Origin of the sequence: Stenotrophomonas sp. NA06056 (assembly GCF_013364355.1) — a bacterium.
In the GTDB taxonomy this organism is placed as follows: domain Bacteria; phylum Pseudomonadota; class Gammaproteobacteria; order Xanthomonadales; family Xanthomonadaceae; genus Stenotrophomonas.
This window is the reverse complement of the sequence record NZ_CP054931.1, coordinates 3,632,510-3,651,591: the sequence shown is the minus strand read 5'-3', so window position 1 is coordinate 3,651,591 and position 19,082 is coordinate 3,632,510. Positions and strand designations below refer to the sequence as shown.

Genomic DNA, 19,082 nt, shown 5'->3' with positions numbered 1-19,082 from the left:
CTGTGACCGATACCTTACTCCGCATCTTTGTGATGCATATCACATTTACATGGCCGAACTTCACGAGATCGCTTACGATCCGCGTACAGGATGTTTGCAGGTCTTGAGGGAGTTCTGCGGTGAAGGTTCTTTCTGTTTTCGGTACCCGTCCTGAAGCAATCAAGATGGGGCCGCTGGTAAAGGCGCTGGGTGAGGCGCCGGACATCGAATCCATCGTCTGCACCACCGGTCAGCATCGGGCGATGCTGGACCAGGTGATGTCGTTGTTCGAGATCACCGCCGACCACGATCTTGATGTGATGGTTCCCAACCAGACCCTCAACGGCCTGTGCGCCAAGCTGTTCGAGCGCCTGGACGCGCTGTACACGCAGGTGCGGCCTGATCGCGTGCTGGTCCATGGTGATACCACCACGGCGATGACGGCTGCCGTGGCGGCCTTCCATCACCGCATTCCGGTGGGACACGTCGAAGCGGGCCTGCGTACCGGTGACATCACCCGGCCGTGGCCGGAGGAGATGAACCGACGGGTCATCGATGTCGTCTCTGATTTCCTGTTCGCGCCCACGCCGAGCTCGCGTGCCAACCTTGCACGTGAACACCTGGGCGGCAGGATCCTGGTGACGGGCAACACCGTCATCGACGCCCTGCAGCAGACCGTGCAGCAGCTCGACCGCGATCCGGTACTGCGCGCCCGCGCCGATGCGCCTTTCCAGATGCTTGATCCCCAGCGCCGCCTGCTGCTGGTCACCGGCCATCGCCGCGAGAGCTTCGGCCACGGCTTCGAGAACATCTGCCGCGCGCTGGCCGAGCTGGCGCAACGCGCGGATCTGCAGATCCTGTACCCGGTGCACCTCAACCCGAACGTGCAGGGGCCGGTCAACGCGCACCTGGGCAATCTCGGCAACGTGCACCTGGTACCGCCGCAGGACTACCTGAGCTTCGTGCGCCTGATGCAACGCGCCGACGTGATCCTCACCGACTCCGGCGGTGTGCAGGAAGAGGCGCCCGCGCTCGGCAAACCCGTGTTGGTGATGCGCGATGTCACCGAGCGCCCGGAGGCAGTCGATGCCGGGGTGGTGAAGCTGGTGGGCACCGCGCCGAAGCGGATCGTCGATGCCGTCAACGCCGCGCTGGAACAACCTCCGCATTCGACCCGATTCGACCCCGACGCCAGTCCCTATGGTGACGGTCGAGCCAGTGCGCGCATCGTCGCCGCCCTGCGTGGGCATCCACTGCCCGAATTCCACACCGGCCACCGCAGCGCCGGCCTTGCTCCCCCTCCTCTGCAAGAAGTGACGCCATGACCCAGACCGGCCGACGTAGCTTCCTCGTTGTTTCCTCCATGCTGGCCCTGGCGAGCTCCGCTACCGCTGGCGCTGCAGACAGCGCTGCTGGCCAGTTCACCGAATGGACCGGAGACAGCACGGTGAGCCGGCAGATGACGCTGCGCCAGCTCGGTTTCCGTCAGCCGCTGGTGCTCAGCGGGCAGGAGAGCCAGCGCGAGGTCTACCTGCCCGTACCTGCAGGCGTGGCGACCCGCGATGCGCAGCTGCAGCTGGATGGCCGCTATGTGCGTGGCCACACCGGGCGCACGTCCGGGTTGTGGTCGGTCGATGGCGATCCGATCGCCGCGCGCTCGATCACCGATGCGCAGGGCGACGCAAGCCAGCTGCTGGCCATTGATGGCGAGCCCCGCGAGAACGGGTTCGTCCGTGTCGGCGTGGGCTGGTGGTCGATCGTTTCCGACTACCGTTGCGCCGATCAGAGCGCGCCGGCCAACGTGCTGCGGCTGTCGCCGGAGTCGCGCTTCAGCTATCGCTTCGATGGGCGTGCGGTGGACACCGTGGCCAAGGCCTGGGGTGCACTGCCTCCGCGCGTGCGCCTGCTGGTGGAAGGCAAGGCGCTGCAGGCATCGACCTACGACGCGGCCTGGCGCATCGGTGCAGCACTGCAGACCGGTGGCAAGCAGGTCGACGTGGTCGCCCTGCCCAAGGTCGGCGACAGCGTGGACCTGACCGGCATCATCATTCCCGCCAGCCTGCAGGGCGTGCCGGCCTATGCGGCGCTGGCCGCAGGTGAGCGCGCGCACGCGATCAAGGATCTGGCCGAAGTCGGTGCGCTGCTGTCGCTGCGTGACAGCGGCCCACTGGCGGCCGATGTGATGATCGGCAGCGATGCGCTGCGAAACGGCGTACGCGCGGCACTGGATGCGCTGGCCGTGCAGGTCGGTGCCAGCGGCGCGGATGCCGCCAACGCGTTCAGCACCTGGCGCGCTGCCGACATGGCGGCACTGGAAAAGCCGGTGGCCAATGCCTCGGTGAGCGTGACCACCGTTGCCGGACGGCCGACCCTGGTGGTCGACCCCGCAGCCGGCGGCAAGGTGGCAGGGCTGCTGTCCGAACAGTGGCGCAACTATGCGCTGGGGCGTTCGCTGCAGGTCGCGCAGGCGACCGCACCGACAATGGAGGGCGATCGCGTGCTGCTGAGCCGGCTGGGCAACATCGCCGGTACCCAGGACATCGTCACCCGCGGCGATCGCAGCGCGACCTTCGAACTGGGCGCACTGTCAGCCGATGGCCGCTTGCCGGAAGAAGTGGTGCTGGATGTATCGGCTGCACCGAATGCGGCCGGGCAGGGTGCGGTTGCAACGATCTACTTCAACGACTACCTGCTGGGGGCCAAGGTGCTGTCCTCCGACGGCAAGCCGCAGCGGCTGGTTGCCAAGGTGCCCACCTATGCCTTGTCGGCCCGCAATGAAGTGCGCGTCAGCTTCCTGCGGCAGCCGGCGCGGCCGTACTGCCACGATCCAGCCACCGCTTTCCCGGTGTCGATCCTGCCCAGCAGCCACCTGAAACTGGCCAAGCGCACGCTCGGCGCCGACTTCATCGGTGCGGCCAGCCAGCTGGCGCATGCCAATGAAGTGTTCGTGCCAGGGACCTGGCTGCAGGATGCGCCGACCTCGCTGGCCAAGGTCATCGCCATTGCCAGTGCCGTGGGCGCATCGCCGGAAGCGGCCAGCTTCAAGGTCGTGGATGCGGGTGCGGCGATCAGTCCGACCAAGCCGTACCTGGCCTTCGCGCTGGCACCGTCCGGTGTCTCGCTGGCGGGCCTGAAGGATGGCCAGCTGCTGATTGCCGGCAAGCCGCAGCCGCTGCTCGACCTGACCGGGTTGGAACACGCCGCTGCCGTGCAGGTGGCCTCTGCCGGTGGCCAGATCGGCGTGCTGTACAGCGATCTGGGTACCCAGGGGCCGACGCTTGGCACCCCCTTCCGCCTGCTGCGTGGCGACCTTGCCGTGATCGACGGCAGCAACGTCGTCCGCGATTTCGACAGCCAGGACCCTTACGGTTCGCGTATTGCCCAGGACGGCAATCCGCAGTCGAAATGGGAACAGCACATGGTCTGGCTGCTGTTGCTGGTGGGCATCGTGGTGTTCGCCCTGGCGGCCGCCCGCATCACCCAGATCCGTCGCCGCCGCAAGTCCGCCAGCGCCGGGCACTGATCGATCGTGGACGGTCTGTTCTGGAACATCCAGCTGGCCAACTACTACGCTGCCCTGGAAACAGTGGCAGCGGCGGTGGCCGTGCTGATCCTGATTTCCAGCCTTGATGACCTGTTCATCGACGTCTGGTACTGGATCCGCGAAAGCTGGCGCACGCTGACGGTGAAGAAGCGCCGCGAGTACAAGCCGCTGACCCAGCAGGACCTGCTGCAGCGGCCCGAGCAGCCGTTGGCGATCATGGTGCCGGCGTGGATGGAATACGACGTCATCGCGCAGATGGTCGAGAACATGATCAATGTGCTCGATTACCGCGAGTACGTGGTGTTCGTCGGTACCTATCCCAACGATCAGGCGACCATTGATGAAGTCGAGCGCATGCGGCGCCGCTACAAGCGCCTGCGCCGGGTGGAAGTGCCGCACGATGGCCCGACCAGCAAGGCCGACTGCCTGAACTGGCTGATCCTGTCGATCTTCGACTACGAGAAGCGCCACGACATCGAGTTCGCCGGGGTCATCCTGCACGACAGCGAAGACGTGCTGCACCCGATGGAGCTGCGCTTCTTCAACTACCTGCTGCCACGCAAGGACATGATCCAGCTGCCGGTGACCTCGCTGGACCGCGAGTGGTACGAACTGGTGGCCGGCGTGTACATGGACGAGTTCGCCGAATGGCACGCCAAGGACCTGGTGGTGCGCGAAAGCGTGTCCGGCATGGTGCCCTCGGCCGGCGTGGGCACCTGCTTCTCGCGGCGTGCGCTGCTGGCGTTGAGCGCGGCGACCGACAACCAGCCGTTCAACACCGACAGCCTGACCGAGGACTACGACGTCGGTGCGCGCCTGGCCGCGATGGGCATGCACTCGATCTTCGCCCGCTTCCCAGTGCAGTTCCTGGTGCGGCGGCCGTCGTGGTTCGGCTGGGGGCCGGTGCGCGAGCGCACCCAGCAGATGGCCCTGTGCGTGCGCGAGTATTTCCCCGACAACTTCCGCGCCTCATACCGGCAGAAGGCACGCTGGGTGCTGGGTATCGGCCTGCAGAGTTGGGAAACCCTGGGGTGGCGTGGTTCGCTGGCCACCAAGTACCTGCTGGCGCGCGACCGCAAGGGCATCATCACGTCCTTCGTCAGCATCATCGCCTACCTCATCTTCCTGCAGCTGCTGTTGTTCTGGGTGCTGAAGATGACCGGCCTCTGGCACATGCAGTATCCCAGCGTGTTCCAGCCGGGCACCTGGCAGATGAACATCGCACTGCTGACCACCGCGGCGCTGGCCACGCGCGTGGTGCAGCGCTTCTATTTCGTCAACCGCCTGTACGGTTGGGAACACGCGTTGATGTCGATCCCGCGCATGGTGGTCGGCAACATGGTCAACTTCATGGCCACCGCACGCGCGTGGCGGATGTTCCTGGCCTATCTGTTCTTCGGCAAGCGCATGGTCTGGGACAAGACCATGCATGACTTCCCCGATGCGGCGGCACTGGTACAGACGCGCAAGCGCCTGGGCGAACTGCTGACCACCTGGCAGGCGGTCGAACCCGAGCGCCTGGAACAGGCACTGCAGCAGCAGCAGGGAGGGCGCCAGCAGCCACTTGGCCGCATCCTGCTGTCGCAGGGCTGGCTGGACGACGAGACGCTGGCCGAGGCCATCGCCTTCCAGGGCGACCTGCCGCGTGCGGTGATCGATGTCGATTACCTCGGCAAGGGCGGGTTCCCGGTCAGCGTCGACGCCTGCGTGCAGTGGCGCATGCTGCCGCTGCCCCAGCTGCAGCCGGGTACGTTGCGGCTGGCCGTGGCCAACCCGCTGTCCGACGCCGCGCTGGCCCTGCTCAAGCAGGAAACCGGCAACGCCCACGTCGAGCAGAGCGTGGCGCGCGAAAGCGAGATCAACGCCGGTCTGCGCCTGATCGGTGGCGCCGAACAGTGGCGCATCGATACCGTGCCGCTGCTGGGTGACCTGCTGGTGGAAATGCGCCTGATCGACCACGCGCGTTTCGAGATCGCGCTGGATGAGTACAAACCGCAGCGTGATGGTCGCATCGGCGACTACCTGGTCAAGAAAGGCATCGCCACCGAAGAGGCCATCGCCCAGGCCATGGAAGAACAACGCCGCCGTGCGGCGATGCTGCAGTCGCCGCCTCCTGGAGTTGCAACGGCATGAAGACCTCGCTGCTGTCCACCGTCATTGCGGTTGCCCTTGCCGCTGCTGCGCCGGCATACGCGCAGGCCGACGCGCCGTTGCCGCTGTCCGGGCCTGCCTACCGCATGGCCGAGCAGGCATTCGCTGCGTATGAGCGTGGCGATTACAGCGCGGCATTGCGACAGGCCAGCGAAGCATCACGGCTGCGCCCGGACGTAGTGCGCCTGCGGTTGTTGCAGATCTATTCGTTGCAGAAGCTTGGCCGTGGCGACGAAGCGCGGCAGCAGGCACGACGCGCATTGGATGCCGGGCTGAAGGATCCGGCGTTGGCGGGATTGGCAACGGCCCCCGCGGTGAACACCGGCGGCGGTTCGCGGGCCGCACCGGCGGTGGCGCAGACACCCGCGCAGCGTGCCTACCAGCAGTCGTTCGCGTTGGCCACCGAGGCCTACACCGCCTACAACAACGACCAGATGGCCGTGGCGGCCAGCAAGGCCGAGCAGGCCTTCCGCCAGCAGCCGCAGCAGGGCGCCTGGGCGATGCTGTGGGTGGCGTCGCTGGAAGCGCAGCAACAACTGGAACAGGCTGACGCCGCCGCCGCCACCGCGCTGCAGCTGGGTGCGCCGAACGTGGCCGACCTGCGCGCCAAGCGCGTGGCGCTGGGCCGCCAGCGCGCAGTGAAACCGGCACAGGAGGGTTATCAGGCGTTGATCGCCCAGGACTTCGCCGCCGCTGTCGGTTTCGCCCGTGAAGCGGTGGCGCGTGCCCCCGACGTGGCCTCGCACCGGTTGCTGCTGATGACCACGCAGCTGCTGGACGGGCAGCTGGCCGAGGCTGAAACCACCGCCAACCAGGCGCTGGACAACGATCCGGACGACACCGTCGCTCTGGTCATGCGTGCCTACCTGCGCCAGCGCCAGGGACACACCGAACAGGCCAACGCCGATTTCGACGCCGCGCTGAAACAGGATTGGCTGGATGGCCAGCAGCAGCGCAACGTGCGCCTGCTGGCGGTGGATGCAGCCATCGCCGCCGGTGACCGTGCCCGCGCAACGGCACTGCTGGCACCGCTGCAGGCCGACACCCTGGCCGACGAGGAAGAAAAGAACCGGCAGGGCATCCGCGAGGCCATCGCGGTGCGCAACAAGGGCATCCACAGCGCGCGTGCTGGCCAGACCCTGACCCTGCAGTCCTATCCGGCGCCGTTCCAGCAATGCCGCGATACGCCGTACGGCACGCAGTGCGAGCTGATGCCCGCCGACCTGCAGGGCGAGGGTGGCCCCGCCCAGCGCGCTTACGCCGCCTACGGACGGCAGGACTACCAGCAGGCGATCAGCGATGCACGCCAGGCCGTGCAGGAGGCACCAGACAGCGTGCCGCTGCAGGGCCTGCTGACCACCGCGCTGGCCGCCGGCAATCGCAGCCAGCAGGGTGAAGCGCGGCAACGCCTGGATAGCGCACTGGCTGCACACCCTGACGATGCCGGCCTGCTGATGCAGCGCGGCTACCTCAACCAGGCCGCGCGCGAGCCCGCACTGGCACTGGCCGACTTCCGCGCTGCCGAAGCCACCGGCAAGGCACCCAGGACCGTGGTGATGGACCAGGCCTACGCCAGCGCCGCCACCGGCGATCACCGCCAGGCCGTGACCCTGCTGCGGGGTGCGATCGATGCCGCCGATGCTGGCCAGCTGCCGCTGGACAAGGCGCAGCGCTACAACACCCGCAGTGCCATCGCCGGCTACTCGCGCAACTGGGGCGTGACCGCCTCGGCCGGTTATCGCGGTTCGCGCCAGGCGGCGACCAACCTGGGCGGTGCGTCGATCAGCACGCCCGGCGCCTCGGTGTTCAGCACGCTGGAAGCATTCTGGCGGCCGCAGGCGACCAACAACCAGCACGGCACGCTGGAAGCCTATGCACGTATCGCCAACACGCTGTACGACGAAGGCGGCACGTTCGAATCGCTGCTGTTCACCGATCCCTGTACCGGGGTGGCGACGCCGGACAGCCGCGAGCGCGCCGAACGCCTCAGCCGTTCGCGTTCGATCGCCGGTTGGCCGTCCACCATCGGCTCGTTCGGTGTGCGCTATGCCTTCGGCCAGACCGGTCTCAGCGTTGGCCTGGAGCGCCGTCAGTTCCTGGGCAGCGCCACCCGTCGCGGTGGCATCTATGCCGACTCCGCGGCGGTGCGCTGCCAGATCCAGCTCGAATCCGAGCGGCCGCTGCAGGCGAACCTGCTGGCGCGCTACCGCCTGAACGACAGCGCTGGCGGCTGGATGACCTATGCCACCTACGGTTTCTACCAAGGCACTGGCGTGCGTACCGATGTCACCCAGTGGTGGACGATCAGCGGCTACGCCCAGGCCGGCCTGAGCTGGGACGACAATCGCGCGCACTTCACCGTGGATGCGCTCGATGCCAGCGGCAACCCGTCGCAGCGGGTGAGTGAATCCGACGGGCGCCTGCGCCGCCAGCAGGCCTTCGCCGCGGCGGAGCTGCGGGCCGGTCGCAACTATCGTTTCGGCGCCGACCAGACCCGCTGGCTGCTGACCCCGTACCTGGTGGTGGGGGCCGACTGGCAGGACCAGCGCTCGCGCGTGCGCGGCATCGAGTATCCCGGCATCGGCGCGCAGTCGTTCGCTCTGTCCGACACCCAGCGCAGCTGGTCGCTCGGCGCCGGTCCCGGTGTCGGCCTGCGTTACTGGTTCCGCGAGGACCACTACAACGCGGCGCGTTCCTACCTGGACCTGTCGGTCTCCTACCGCTTCGCCATCGGCGGCGGCGATACCCAGCGGGCCAAGGGCCTGTTCGCCACTGCCACCCTGTACTACTGACTCCGCACGAAGGATCTGCAGATGAAGCCTGTTCCGCTCTCCACCACCGCGCGTCGTCCGCGCATGCTCCTGCTGGCCGCACTGTGCGCGCTGGGCCTGGGCAATTCCGTGCAGGCACAGGCGCCTGCAACCACCATCGCCGCCGCCGCACAGGATTCGTCCATCGTGCTGACCGGCAAGGACGGCTGGCTGTTCCCCGCCTGGGGCAGCCTGACAGAAGTGGACACCGCCGCAGTGGCCCGCAACACCGCCCTGATCGCCGAAGCCGAGCGCGCGCTGAGCGCTGCCGGGGTCACGTTGCAGGTGCTGGTGCTGCCGGACAAGGCGCTGTTCTATGAAGACAAGCTGCCCGATGGCAAGCGCCTGGGCGATGCTGTGCGCGGACGCTATGCGCTGGAACTGGATGGCCTGAACAAGGCCAAGGTGCCGGCCATCGATGCGCTGCAGGTGCTGCGTCAGGTCAAGCAGGGCGGCCAGGAAGTGTTCTACCGCAGCGACCAGCACTGGACCCAGCCGGCCGCCGACGCGGTGGCGACGGCAGTGGCAGCGAAGGTGAAGGAGCAGGTGCCGACCCTGGCCGGCCAGGCCGGCAGCGGCATGGCGCTGGGCAGCGAGATCAAGGAGCGCCGGTTCGGTGACCTGGCCGAGCTGTTCCTTACCGATGAACAGCGCAAGGCGATTGGCCGCGACACCTTCACCGTGCGCCGTCAGGCCGAGCAGCAGTCGCTGCTGGATGATGCACCGGCACCGGTGCACGTCACCGGCCACAGCATGGTGCAGCCGTATTTCGGCTTCCCGCAGAAGCTGTCCAATGCATTGGATCGGCCGGTGTCGGTCAACTGGAAGCCGGGCAACGTCGGTCACTGGGTCATGCTGCTGGAGTACCTGGAGTCCAACGAGTTCAAGCAGAACAAGCCGCAGGTGCTGGTCTGGCAGATGTTCGAGCCGTCCTACCCGCAGGGCCCCGACGCCCGTGGCCAGTGGGACAACGCCTCGATCATGACCCCCGAACAATGGAAGGCACGCCTGCACAAGGCGCTGGGGCAGTGATCCGATGAATGCCCGTCCCGGGGCGCCCGCGCCCCTGCCACCTGCTGCCCCGCCACGTGCCCATCGGCTGACCGCCGTGGTGGTGTCGGCACTGCTGCTGATCGGCGTCTGCGCCGGTGCCTGGATGCTGGCCAATGCCAAGCTGCCGGCCGAAAAACTGCTGCCCTCGCGCTGGGCCGACGGCGAAGCCGGTCAGGCGATCAACCAGGCGCTGCGGCTGCCGATCCAGGCCCAGGGCGACCTGCTGGGGGCCGCCGTGCGCTACCGCCTGCTGGGCGACCTTGGCGAGCAGGTGGCGCTGGGCTGCCCGGACTGGCTGTTCTACCGCGATGGCCTGCGTCCGCAGCCGGGCGCGGGCGCCAAGGTATTCAACGACCGCGTGCGGCTGATGCAGCACTGGTCGCAGCAGTTGCAGGCCACCGGCGCGAAGCTGCTGGTGGTGGTGGTGCCGGACAAGTCGCGCATCGAACAGGCGCACACCTGTGGCCTGCGCTATTCCGAGCCGATGCGTGCGCGCTACGGGCAATGGCAGCAGGCCTTGGCCGCTGCCAACGTACCCAGCGTGGACCTGCTGCCGGTGTTGTCCGGTCAGGACGCGCCGGTGTTCTTCCGCACCGACGTCCATATGAACCGCATCGGCGCGCAGCGCGCGGCCGACGCGGTGAGCGCGGTGGCATTGCCGCTGCTGGGCGGGCAGGGCAGCCAGGCCTTCGAGGTTGGCCCCCTGGGCCCACCGAAGCCGCGCATGGGCGACCTGATCGTGCTGGCGGGCCTGGAACACGCCCCGCCCTCATGGCGACCGCCGCTGGACCTGGAGCCGGAGCAGGTCATCGCGCCGCTGCGCAGTGGCGGCCTGCTCGATGACACACCGCCGGTGGAGGTGCTGCTGCTGGGCAGCTCCAACGGCCGTCGCAGCCTGTTTGCCGAACGCCTGGGCCATGGCCTGGGGCGCGAAGTATGGAACCAGAGCATGGACGGCGGCCAGTTTTCCGGCGCACTGCTGACGGCACTGCCGCAGCAGTCGACGTGGCCGCCCACCGTGAAACTGGTGATCTGGGAATTTTCCGAAATGGCCCTGTCCCTGCCGCTGACCGAAGGCGAGCAGAAGGCATTGGCCGGTATCGACTGAGCGCCGACCGACCATGCTGTTCAACTCTTTCCTGTTCCTGCTGATTTTCCTGCCGATAGCGCTGGGCGTGCACTACCTTCTGGGCGCGCTGCAGCCACGGCTGGCCGCGCTCTGGTTGTGCGTGGCCTCGATCGTGTTCTACGGCTGGTGGAATCCGCAGTTCGTGATCCTGCTGGCCGGCTCGATCGTCTTCAACTATCTGGTCAGCCTGGTCATCCTGGCGTTGGCCAAGCGGCCAAAGCTGCAGCTGCTGGCCACCGCGTTGGGCGTCGCCGCCGACATCCTGCTGCTGGTGCATTACAAGTACTTCGCGGCGATGGTGAACTTCGTCCACGACATCGGCTTCAACGTCGGCCCGATGGACACGCTGATCCTGCCGCTGGGTATTTCCTTCTTCACCTTCACCCAGATCGGCTACCTGCTGGACTGCCGCGCGGGCGTGGTCAATGACCGCAGCCCGCTGAGCTACGTGCTGTTCGTGACCTTCTTCCCGCACCTGATTGCTGGTCCGATCCTGCACCACAAGGAGATGATGCCGCAGTTCAGCAAGCGCGAGACCTATCGCTTCCAGGCCGAGAACCTGTCCATCGGCGGCATGTTGTTCGTCATCGGCCTGGCCAAGAAGGTCCTGATCGCCGACAGCATCGCGCCGTATGCCGATGCCGGCTTCGCCTCCACCGGCGATGTGCAGTTCTGGGGCGCGTGGGCTACCGCGCTCAGCTATGCGTTGCAGCTGTACTTCGATTTCTCCGGCTATTCGGACATGGCGCTGGGCCTGGCCCGCATGTTCGGCATCCGCTTCCCGCTGAACTTCAATTCGCCGTACAAGGCCACCAGCATCATCGACTTCTGGGCGCGCTGGCACATGACGCTCACCCGTTACATCACCGCCTACCTGTACTACCCGGTGGCGATGGCCGTGACCCGCTGGCGTACCCGCCACGGACGCCCCACCGGCCCGGCGGCGGTGGCCTCGGCCGGCGGCTTCTTCTCGATGATCGTGCTGCCCACGGTGTGGGCGATGGGCCTGGCCGGCATCTGGCATGGCGCCGGCATGCAGTTCCTGATCTTCGGCCTGCTGCACGCCACCTACCTGGTCATCAACCACGCGTGGCGGGTGTTTGTCGGCGGTCGCAAGCCTGCCGCGATGCGCACGCTCAATCCATTCCAGCATGCGGGCTACCTGCTGCTGACCTTCGGCGCGGTGCTGGTGGCGCAGGCCTTCTTCCGTGCCGATGGCGTGCACGATGCGTGGCAGCTGGTACAGGGCATGTTCGGCGTGCGCGGCTGGGAAAGCATGGAGAACCTTGGCCATGTTTCTGGCATGGGCCTGGCCGATGGCATGCGTCTGCTGCTGGGCCATCACCTGCAGCTGCTGTACATCCTGGTGGCACTGGCCATTGTCTGGCTGGCACCGAACGCGCACCAGATCATGGGTGTGTATTCTCCTTCGCTGGCAAAACCCAGCCCGGCGCCCCGCGCGTGGATGCGCTGGCAGCCCAACTGGGCCTGGCTGCTGGTAATGCTGGTGCTGCTGTCGCTGTGCCTGCTGAACCTGCACAAAGAAACCCGTTTCCTTTACTTCCAGTTCTGACAAGGTGGATTCCAACATGGACAAGCAGACAATCCAGAACCAGCTCATCGATATCGTCGAGGCGGTGATCGGTACCCGGGTGCAGCCGGACGAATACATGGAGTCCTTCTTCGATTCGATGTCCAAGGTGCAGCTGATGGTCGAGGTCAAGGACCGCCTTGGCGTCACCCTGCCGGTGGATGAAATCGACGCCCTGGTCGATTCGGTGCAGGTGCTGGCCGACTACGTGGCCGAGCACCGCCCCAGCTGATCGCCTGCGGGCACCGGAGGTAGCGCGATGTACTTCGATTTCGACCAATGCCGTTTCGCCGACCTGGATGTCGCCACGCAGGCGCCCGCCCTGCATGCGGCCGATGGCGTACTGGACTGGGCCGGGCTGCATCGCGCCACCCAGCAGTGGATCGATCGTGCGCGTGCTGCCGGCCTGGGGCACGGCGACGCGCTGGTGATCTCCGGCCACAAGGAATCGGCGTTCGTGGTGGCCATGCTCGGCTGCCTCTGCCTGGGCGTGACCTACGTGCCGGTGGACACCATCAACCCGCCAGCACGCCTGCAGCGCATTACCACGCTGGTGCACGCGCGTGCGGTCTACGATGCTGCCGCCGACGCGTTCCTGCCCGGTGCCGACGTGCCGCGCGCGCTGGCGGTGCCGGACCTGGCCTACATCATGTTCACCTCCGGCAGCACCGGCGACCCCAAGGGGGTGCAGATCGGCCGCGACAGCGTTGCCCTGTTCACCGGGTGGATCCGCGATTGCCTCACGCTCGGCCCGGCGCCGGCGTTCATGAACCAGATGCTCTTCAGCTTCGACTTCTCGCTGTTCGACCTGTGCGGCGCGCTGGGTCTGGGCGGCTGCTGCGTGCTGTGCCCGCGCGAGGTGATAGCCAGCAGCGAACAGTTCGTCGATCATCTGCGTGATTCACACGTGGCCGTATGGGCATCCACGCCCTCGTTCGTGCGCCAGCAGATGCTCAATCCGCGTTTCGACGCCGCGCACCTGCCCGACCTGAAGGTGTTCGTGTTCGGTGCCGAATCACTTACGCCGCGCGTGGCCGAAGAACTGTGGGCGCGTTTCCCGCAGGTGCGCATCATCAATTCCTATGGGCCGACCGAAGCGACCTGTTCCACCACCTGGGTGGAGATCGATCCGGCCCTGCGTGCGGCGGCACCCAACCCGTTCCCGATCGGCATCGGCAAGCCCTATGCCGAGGTGTTCCTCGATGACGGCGAGATCTGCATGGCCGGTGACCATGTGATGCGTGGTTACCTTGATCGCCCCGACCTGGATGCCGGCGTGCTGTTCGAACACAACGGCAAACGTGCGTACCGCAGCGGTGATCTGGGTGATGTCGACGAGAAGGGCCGGTTCTATTTCCGTGGCCGCCGCGACGATCAGATCAAGCTCAATGGCTACCGCATCGAACTGGCCGAGGTCGATGTCGGCCTGGCTCGCCTGCCTGGCGTGGTTGCGGGAGCCGCCGTGGTGCTGCGGCGGCCCGACGGCAGCCTGGTGCGGATGATCGGCTTTGTTGAAACCACGCAGCCACAGACCGGCCCGCTGCAGCGCCCGCCAGCGGATCTGGCCGACTGGAAGGTCCAGCTCGAACGCTACATGCCGCCCTATATGATCCCTTCCGAGCTGTTCGCCGTGGACGCCCTGCCGCAGACGATCAGCAACAAGGTGGATCGCAAGCAACTGGAGCAGCGCTACCAGATCCTGGCGCGCACGCTCCGCACGACGGAGAAACCCGCATGAATGCTGTCCTGAAATCCCTGGTTGCCACCGCGCTGCTGCTGTCGCCGTGTGCAGGTTTCGCCCAAGCCGCGCCGGAAGGGCGTCTGGCCCAGTTGTACGCCGCGCGCCCGCCGGCCGGTTCGGCCTTCGTGCGTGTGCTCAACCCGGGCAGCACAGTGCTCAAGGCCGGTATCGGCAATGGTGCCGACCAGAACATCGGGCCGGCAACACGCGCCACCCGTTATGCCATCGTTGAAGGCGGCAAGCCGTTCAGCGTGCGCGTGGCCGGCAAGACACGCACGCAGCCGGCGGTGGCCACCGGCAGTTTCACCACCCTGGTGCTGGATGCGAGCGCCGCGGCCAAACCCCTCAACGTGCTGGAAGACGGCGGTGGCAGCAGTGATGCGCTCAAGGCCGAGATCCGCTTCTACAACCTCGCCGGCAACTGCGCCCAGGGCAAGCTGGCCATGGCCGACAAGGGCGCGGTGGTGTTCCCGGCGGTGGCGGCGGGACGCAGTGCCGCGCGTGGCATCAATCCGGTCAAGGCACGGCTGGTGGCCGGTTGCGGCGGCAAGGACAGTGCTGCGCTCGAACTGCCTGCGTTGCAGCCCGGCGATCATTACAGCCTGTTCCTGACCGGTACGGCCAACGCACCGGTGCTGCAGGGCCAGCTCAGTGGCACCGACGCGGTGGGCCGCTGATCCGATGGCAGACCGGCCGGTATTCCGCGAGGACCACGCACTGTTCCGCGACCAGGTCCGTCGCTTCATCGACGCGCAGATCGCGCCCGGGTACGCGCAATGGGAGCGCGATGGCATCACCCCACGCGCCCTGTGGCGCGCGGCGGGCGAGGCTGGGCTGCTGAACTGCCAGTTGCCCGAGCCGTACGGCATGGGCGGCGACTACGGCCATGCTGCCTGCGTGATCGAAGAACTGGCACGCGCCAACTATCTCGGCATCGGCTTCTCGATCCACTCGGATATGGTCGCGCCGTATTTGATGCAGTACGCCACGCCCGCCGTGCGCGATGCCTGGCTGCCGAAGATGACGCAGGGTGAAGCGATCGGTGCGATCGCGATGACCGAGCCCAATGCCGGCAGTGACCTGAAGACGATCCGCACCCGCGCCGACGCGGTGGACGGTGGCTATCGATTGAACGGGCAGAAGACCTGGATCACCAATGGCAGCAATGCCGACGTCGCCGTGGTCGTGGCCACCGTCGCTCCGGAACTCGGTGCCGGCGGCCTGACATTGTTCTGCGTGGACCTGGCCGCTGCGGGTGTCAGCCGTGGCCCACCGATGGCCAAGATCGGCCAGCACGCGCAGGACACCACCGAACTGTTCTTCGAAGACGTGTTCCTGCCGGCCGATCACCTGCTCGGTCAGGAGCGTCATGGCTTTGCCTATCTGGAAGAGCAGCTGGCGGCCGAACGGTTGGCCATCGCATTGCGTGCGGCGGCCTCGGCCGAAGGCATGCTGGCTGCGACGGTCGCCTACGTTCGACAGCGCAAGGCGTTCGGCCGGCTGCTGATCGACCACCAGAACACCCGCTTCGTGCTGGCCTCGGCCACTGCACAGCTAGCGATGCTGCGCAGCTTCCTCGACCAATGCCTGGGCGAGCAGATCAACGGACAGCTGGACCCGACCCGTGCGGCGATAGCCAAGCTCAACGCCACCGAAATCCAAGGGCAGGTGCTGGACGACCTGCTGCAGCTGCACGGTGGCTACGGTTACAGCAGCGAATATGGAATAGGCCGCGCCTGGGCCGACGCGCGCGCACTACGGATTTTCGGTGGCACCAGCGAGATCCTGCGCGACCTCATCAGCCGCTCGCTGTAACGCGAAAAAAAGGGGACGGAGGGGATTAAGTCGTTCATGCCACAAACGACTTAATCCCCTCCGTCCCCTTTTTCGCGTCGGTGCCGGTCAGATCCCCCAGCGCTTGCGCAAGGCGGCCGCTTCCGGCGTGTCCTGCGACAGCCAAGGGTCCAGCGCGTACACCAGCACGTGCTCAGCGCCGCTGTCGCGGGCCCATGCCAGTTGCCGTTCGATACGGGCGGCATCGGCGGTTTCGCCCTTGAACTGGGTGCCATCGTTGTTCTCGCCGGGCAGTTCGCGGAACAGCTCGACGATGGCATCGAAGGCAACGCCACGCGTGCGCAGGTGCTGCAACAACGGTTGCAACTGCTGCACGTTGCCGGCACCGGCAACACCTACACCGTCCTGCACCATGGGTCTTACCGATGCCTGCGCGAGGACGGCATCCCACAAGGTCACCAGGTCGCCCTGGGTCTGCAGGCGGCTGAAATAACAGGAGATCGCGCAGTCGCCACCGCGGTCGACCGCCGCCTGGGAGATGCCGTGCAGCCACTGCGCCAGCCACTGCTGACGCGCCGGATCGGCCCAGTGGTACTGCTCCAGTTCGTAGGGGATGTACCAGCCATTGAATGCCTGCAGCCGTGCCCACGGTGCCTGCGCCAGCCAGTTGCGCGCCTGCGTCAGGCTGTCGGCGAAGAAGCTCTGCAGTGCGGCATCGTCGCCGCCGATGGCCTGCCACCAGCGTTGCTGGAAGGGCAGGCCGACACGAACCGCAATACCGGCTTCGGAGGCGGCGGTGAACAGCATGCGCACGCTGGTATCGGGCAGCTGCCAATCACCCTCGGCGCCGCCGACGATGCCGGTCCATTGCAGCACCAGCTGCCTGCAGCCCAGTCTGCGCGCCAGCTGCAACGAGCGTTGCCAATCGACCATGCGCCACTGCAGGTGGCTGCGCCACGGCTGCAGGAAAGTGCCGTCCACCTGCTCCGGCAGCGAACAGCCGGGCAGGGTGGCCAGAGCGCCCGCTACCGGTGCCAACAGGGCGGCACGCAGCAGGCGTCGGCGCAGCGGTGAAGACGGATCAGATGGCAGGACAGGCAGTGACATGCGCCCATCATCCCAGAGCACCGTTCGCAACGGGTGAACCGCACGTCGCCGGCAGTGCTTGCCGCTTACTCCAACGCGTAGCGCAGCACGAACAGCACCGCCACCAGCCACACCGCCGGATGCACCTCGCGCCAGCGGCCAGTACCGGCCTTCAGCGCGGCATAGGCAATGAAGCCGAAGGCCAGGCCATTGGCGATGGAATAGGTGAACGGCATCGCCAGCGCGCACAACGCCGCCGGCACCGATTCGGTCAGATCGCTCCAGTCCACTTCCACCAGTTCGCGCAGCATCAGCCCCGCCACGAACAGCAGTGCCGGCGCGGTGGCATAGCCGGGCACCATTGCCGCCAGCGGCGAGAACAGCAGTGCGGCCAGGAACAGCGCAGCCACCACCAGTGCGGTCAAACCGGTACGGCCACCCACCTGCACGCCGGAGGCGCTTTCGGCAAACGCCGTGGTGCTGCTGGTGCCCAGCAGCGAGCCGGCGACAATCGCCGTGCTGTCCGCCAGCAGCGCACGGCCGAACCGCTTCTGCGCGCCCGGCAGTTTCAGCAGGCCGGCACGGCCGACCACGCCATACAGCGTGCCGGTGGCATCGAACACTTCCACCAGCACGAACACCAGCACCACCTGCAGCAGCACGGCGATCGGCGCGCCACCGTTGTGGTGCAGCAGGCCAGGCAGGTCCAGCTGCAGGAAGGTCGGTGCCAGGCTCGGCGGCAACGACACCAGACCGTGGTACTGCAGATCGCCCAAGGCCCAGCCGGCGGCAGTCACCGCCAGGATGCCGATCAGGATCGCGCCACGCACACGCCGTGCTTCCAGGATCGCGATCAGCAGGAAGCCGCCCAGTGCCAGCAGCGGCGGCGCGGTATTGAGCGGGCCCAGTGCCACCAGCGTGTCCTCGTTGCCGATGATCACGCCGGATTTCTGCAGTGCGATGATCGCCAGGAACAGGCCGATGCCGGCCACGATGGCGGAACGCAGCGACGCCGGAATGCCCGACACCAGCCACGCACGCACGCCTGTCAGCGACAGCACCAGGAACACCAGGCCGGAAATGAACACCGCTGCCAGCGCCTGTTGCCAGGGCAGGCCAGCAGCACCGACCACGGTGAAGGCGAAGAACGCATTCAAGCCCATGCCCGGGGCCATGCCCACCGGGAAGTTGGCTGCCAGCGCCATCACCACCGAGCCCAGCGCGGCGGCCAGGCAGGTGGCCACGAACACCGCACCCGCGTCCATGCCGGTGGTGCCCAGGATCTCGGGATTGACGAAGACGATGTAGGACATCGTCAGGAAGGTGGTGACACCGGCCAGCAGTTCGGTGCGCACGGTGGTGCCGTGCTGCTGCAGCTGGAACAGGCGTTCGAACAGGGACATCGCAGATCTCTCGTACCTGCGCGCCCTGCCGCCCAAAGGGCCTGCGGATGCGTCGCCAGGCGGTTAGAAGTGGTAGTTCAACTTCAGCGTAACGCTGCTGTAGTTGGTATGGAAGCTGCGTCGCGCCGCAGCCGGATAGTTGGGATCTTCCAGGTAAACAGGGCTGGCGCCCAGATGGGTGTAGCGGTACTCGGCACCTGCCGAAAGCCGGTCGTTGAAGCGGTACAGCACGCCTGCGCCGACGTTGGCGCCGGTGGAAACATGGGACGCACGGTTCTCGAATTCGGCGACGCGGCAGCCGTTGGTAGCCTCCACCAGGGACTTGTCGCAGCCCAGCGAGAACTCCTGGCGGGCCACGGTCACACCGGCGCTGACGTACGGCAGCCATTGGCCTGCTGCGTATCCCAGCATCAGGTTGACCGCGCCCGAACGGGTCACCGCATCCTTGCCGTAGTAAGGGCTGTACTGATGGTTGTCGCGGTCCTTCCACTCCTGGCTGATGTTGCCGAAGGACAGGCTGCCTTCGATCCCGGCAACGACGTTGTTGTCGAACTGCCAGTTGCGGCCGACCTGCAGCCCGCCTGCAAAGCCGCGGATGCTCTTTTCAGAGGCATTGGCATTGCCGCGGTCCTGGCTGTGGCCTTCGCCATGGGTGGCCTGCGCGCCCAGATGGATGCCTTCCCAGTTCGCCGGCGCGGCGGCAGCGGTACCGGACAGCAGCAGTGCCGCCGTGGTGGAGATCAGTGCCTTCATTGTGTTTCCTACGTGGGGGTGAATCGGGTGCGTAGGAAAACCGAAGCA

At 66.8% G+C, this 19,082-nt stretch carries 14 protein-coding genes; 11 read left to right on the top strand and 3 right to left on the bottom strand.

Translation table 11 applies throughout. The features are described from left to right. Window positions 1–119 precede the first annotated feature (119 nt). The 11 genes from wecB to HUT07_RS16485 are packed head-to-tail and all read left to right on the top strand — an operon-like array spanning window position 120 to window position 15,813. Entirely contained in the window at window positions 120–1,304 is a 1,185-nt protein-coding gene (gene wecB, locus HUT07_RS16535) for a UDP-N-acetylglucosamine 2-epimerase (non-hydrolyzing) (protein WP_176021813.1), read from the top strand. Further along, window positions 1,301–3,502 (top strand): hypothetical protein, encoded by a 2,202-nt coding sequence (locus HUT07_RS16530; protein WP_176021812.1) that lies wholly within the window; start codon window positions 1,301–1,303, stop codon window positions 3,500–3,502. Before wecB ends, HUT07_RS16530 begins: the two co-directional genes overlap by 4 nt. A 6-nt stretch (window positions 3,503–3,508) precedes the next feature. Beyond that, window positions 3,509–5,656 carry a glycosyl transferase family protein gene (locus HUT07_RS16525; RefSeq protein WP_176021811.1) on the top strand — a complete coding sequence of 716 codons (2,148 nt, stop codon included), beginning with the start codon at window positions 3,509–3,511 and terminating at the stop codon, window positions 5,654–5,656. Next, window positions 5,653–8,466 carry a tetratricopeptide repeat protein gene (locus tag HUT07_RS16520; RefSeq protein WP_176021810.1) on the top strand — a complete coding sequence of 938 codons (2,814 nt, stop codon included), beginning with the start codon at window positions 5,653–5,655 and terminating at the stop codon, window positions 8,464–8,466. Before HUT07_RS16525 ends, HUT07_RS16520 begins: the two co-directional genes overlap by 4 nt. A 21-nt stretch (window positions 8,467–8,487) precedes the next feature. Further along, window positions 8,488–9,516: a twin-arginine translocation pathway signal gene (locus HUT07_RS16515; RefSeq protein WP_176021809.1), complete on the top strand. Its 1,029-nt coding sequence runs from the start codon at window positions 8,488–8,490 to the stop codon at window positions 9,514–9,516. 4 nt (window positions 9,517–9,520) lie between these two features. Next, a complete protein-coding gene (locus tag HUT07_RS16510) occupies window positions 9,521–10,645 on the top strand; it encodes a cell division protein FtsQ (protein WP_176021808.1) in 1,125 nt (374 codons plus the stop codon). A gap of 13 nt (window positions 10,646–10,658) precedes the next feature. Then, window positions 10,659–12,239, top strand: a complete 1,581-nt coding sequence (locus tag HUT07_RS16505) for an MBOAT family protein (protein WP_176021807.1) — start codon at window positions 10,659–10,661, stop codon at window positions 12,237–12,239. A gap of 16 nt (window positions 12,240–12,255) precedes the next feature. Beyond that, window positions 12,256–12,489: a phosphopantetheine-binding protein gene (locus HUT07_RS16500; protein ID WP_032978935.1), complete on the top strand. Its 234-nt coding sequence runs from the start codon at window positions 12,256–12,258 to the stop codon at window positions 12,487–12,489. Window positions 12,490–12,516: 27 nt separating this feature from the next. Further along, a complete protein-coding gene (locus HUT07_RS16495; RefSeq protein ID WP_176021806.1) occupies window positions 12,517–13,995 on the top strand; it encodes an AMP-binding protein in 1,479 nt (492 codons plus the stop codon). Next, window positions 13,992–14,675 carry an alginate O-acetyltransferase AlgF gene (locus HUT07_RS16490; protein ID WP_176021805.1) on the top strand — a complete coding sequence of 228 codons (684 nt, stop codon included), beginning with the start codon at window positions 13,992–13,994 and terminating at the stop codon, window positions 14,673–14,675. The genes HUT07_RS16495 and HUT07_RS16490 overlap by 4 nt, the downstream gene beginning before the upstream one ends. A gap of 4 nt (window positions 14,676–14,679) precedes the next feature. After that, window positions 14,680–15,813, top strand: coding sequence for an acyl-CoA dehydrogenase family protein (locus HUT07_RS16485; RefSeq protein WP_176021804.1), 1,134 nt, complete (start codon window positions 14,680–14,682; stop codon window positions 15,811–15,813). 87 nt (window positions 15,814–15,900) lie between these two features. On the opposite strand, the gene HUT07_RS16480 is transcribed toward HUT07_RS16485, so the two are convergent. The 3 genes from HUT07_RS16480 to HUT07_RS16470 all read right to left on the bottom strand — a co-directional run bounded on the left by HUT07_RS16480 (window position 15,901) and on the right by HUT07_RS16470 (window position 19,034). Continuing rightward, window positions 15,901–16,899 carry a DUF4434 domain-containing protein gene (locus HUT07_RS16480; RefSeq protein ID WP_176021803.1) on the bottom strand — a complete coding sequence of 333 codons (999 nt, stop codon included), beginning with the start codon at window positions 16,897–16,899 and terminating at the stop codon, window positions 15,901–15,903. 65 nt (window positions 16,900–16,964) lie between these two features. Further along, on the bottom strand, window positions 16,965–18,281 hold the full coding sequence (locus tag HUT07_RS16475; RefSeq protein WP_025876668.1) for an NCS2 family permease: 1,317 nt from the start codon (window positions 18,279–18,281) through the stop codon (window positions 16,965–16,967). A gap of 63 nt (window positions 18,282–18,344) precedes the next feature. Then, entirely contained in the window at window positions 18,345–19,034 is a 690-nt protein-coding gene (locus tag HUT07_RS16470) for an outer membrane beta-barrel protein (protein ID WP_176021802.1), read from the bottom strand. Window positions 19,035–19,082: the final 48 nt, after the last annotated feature.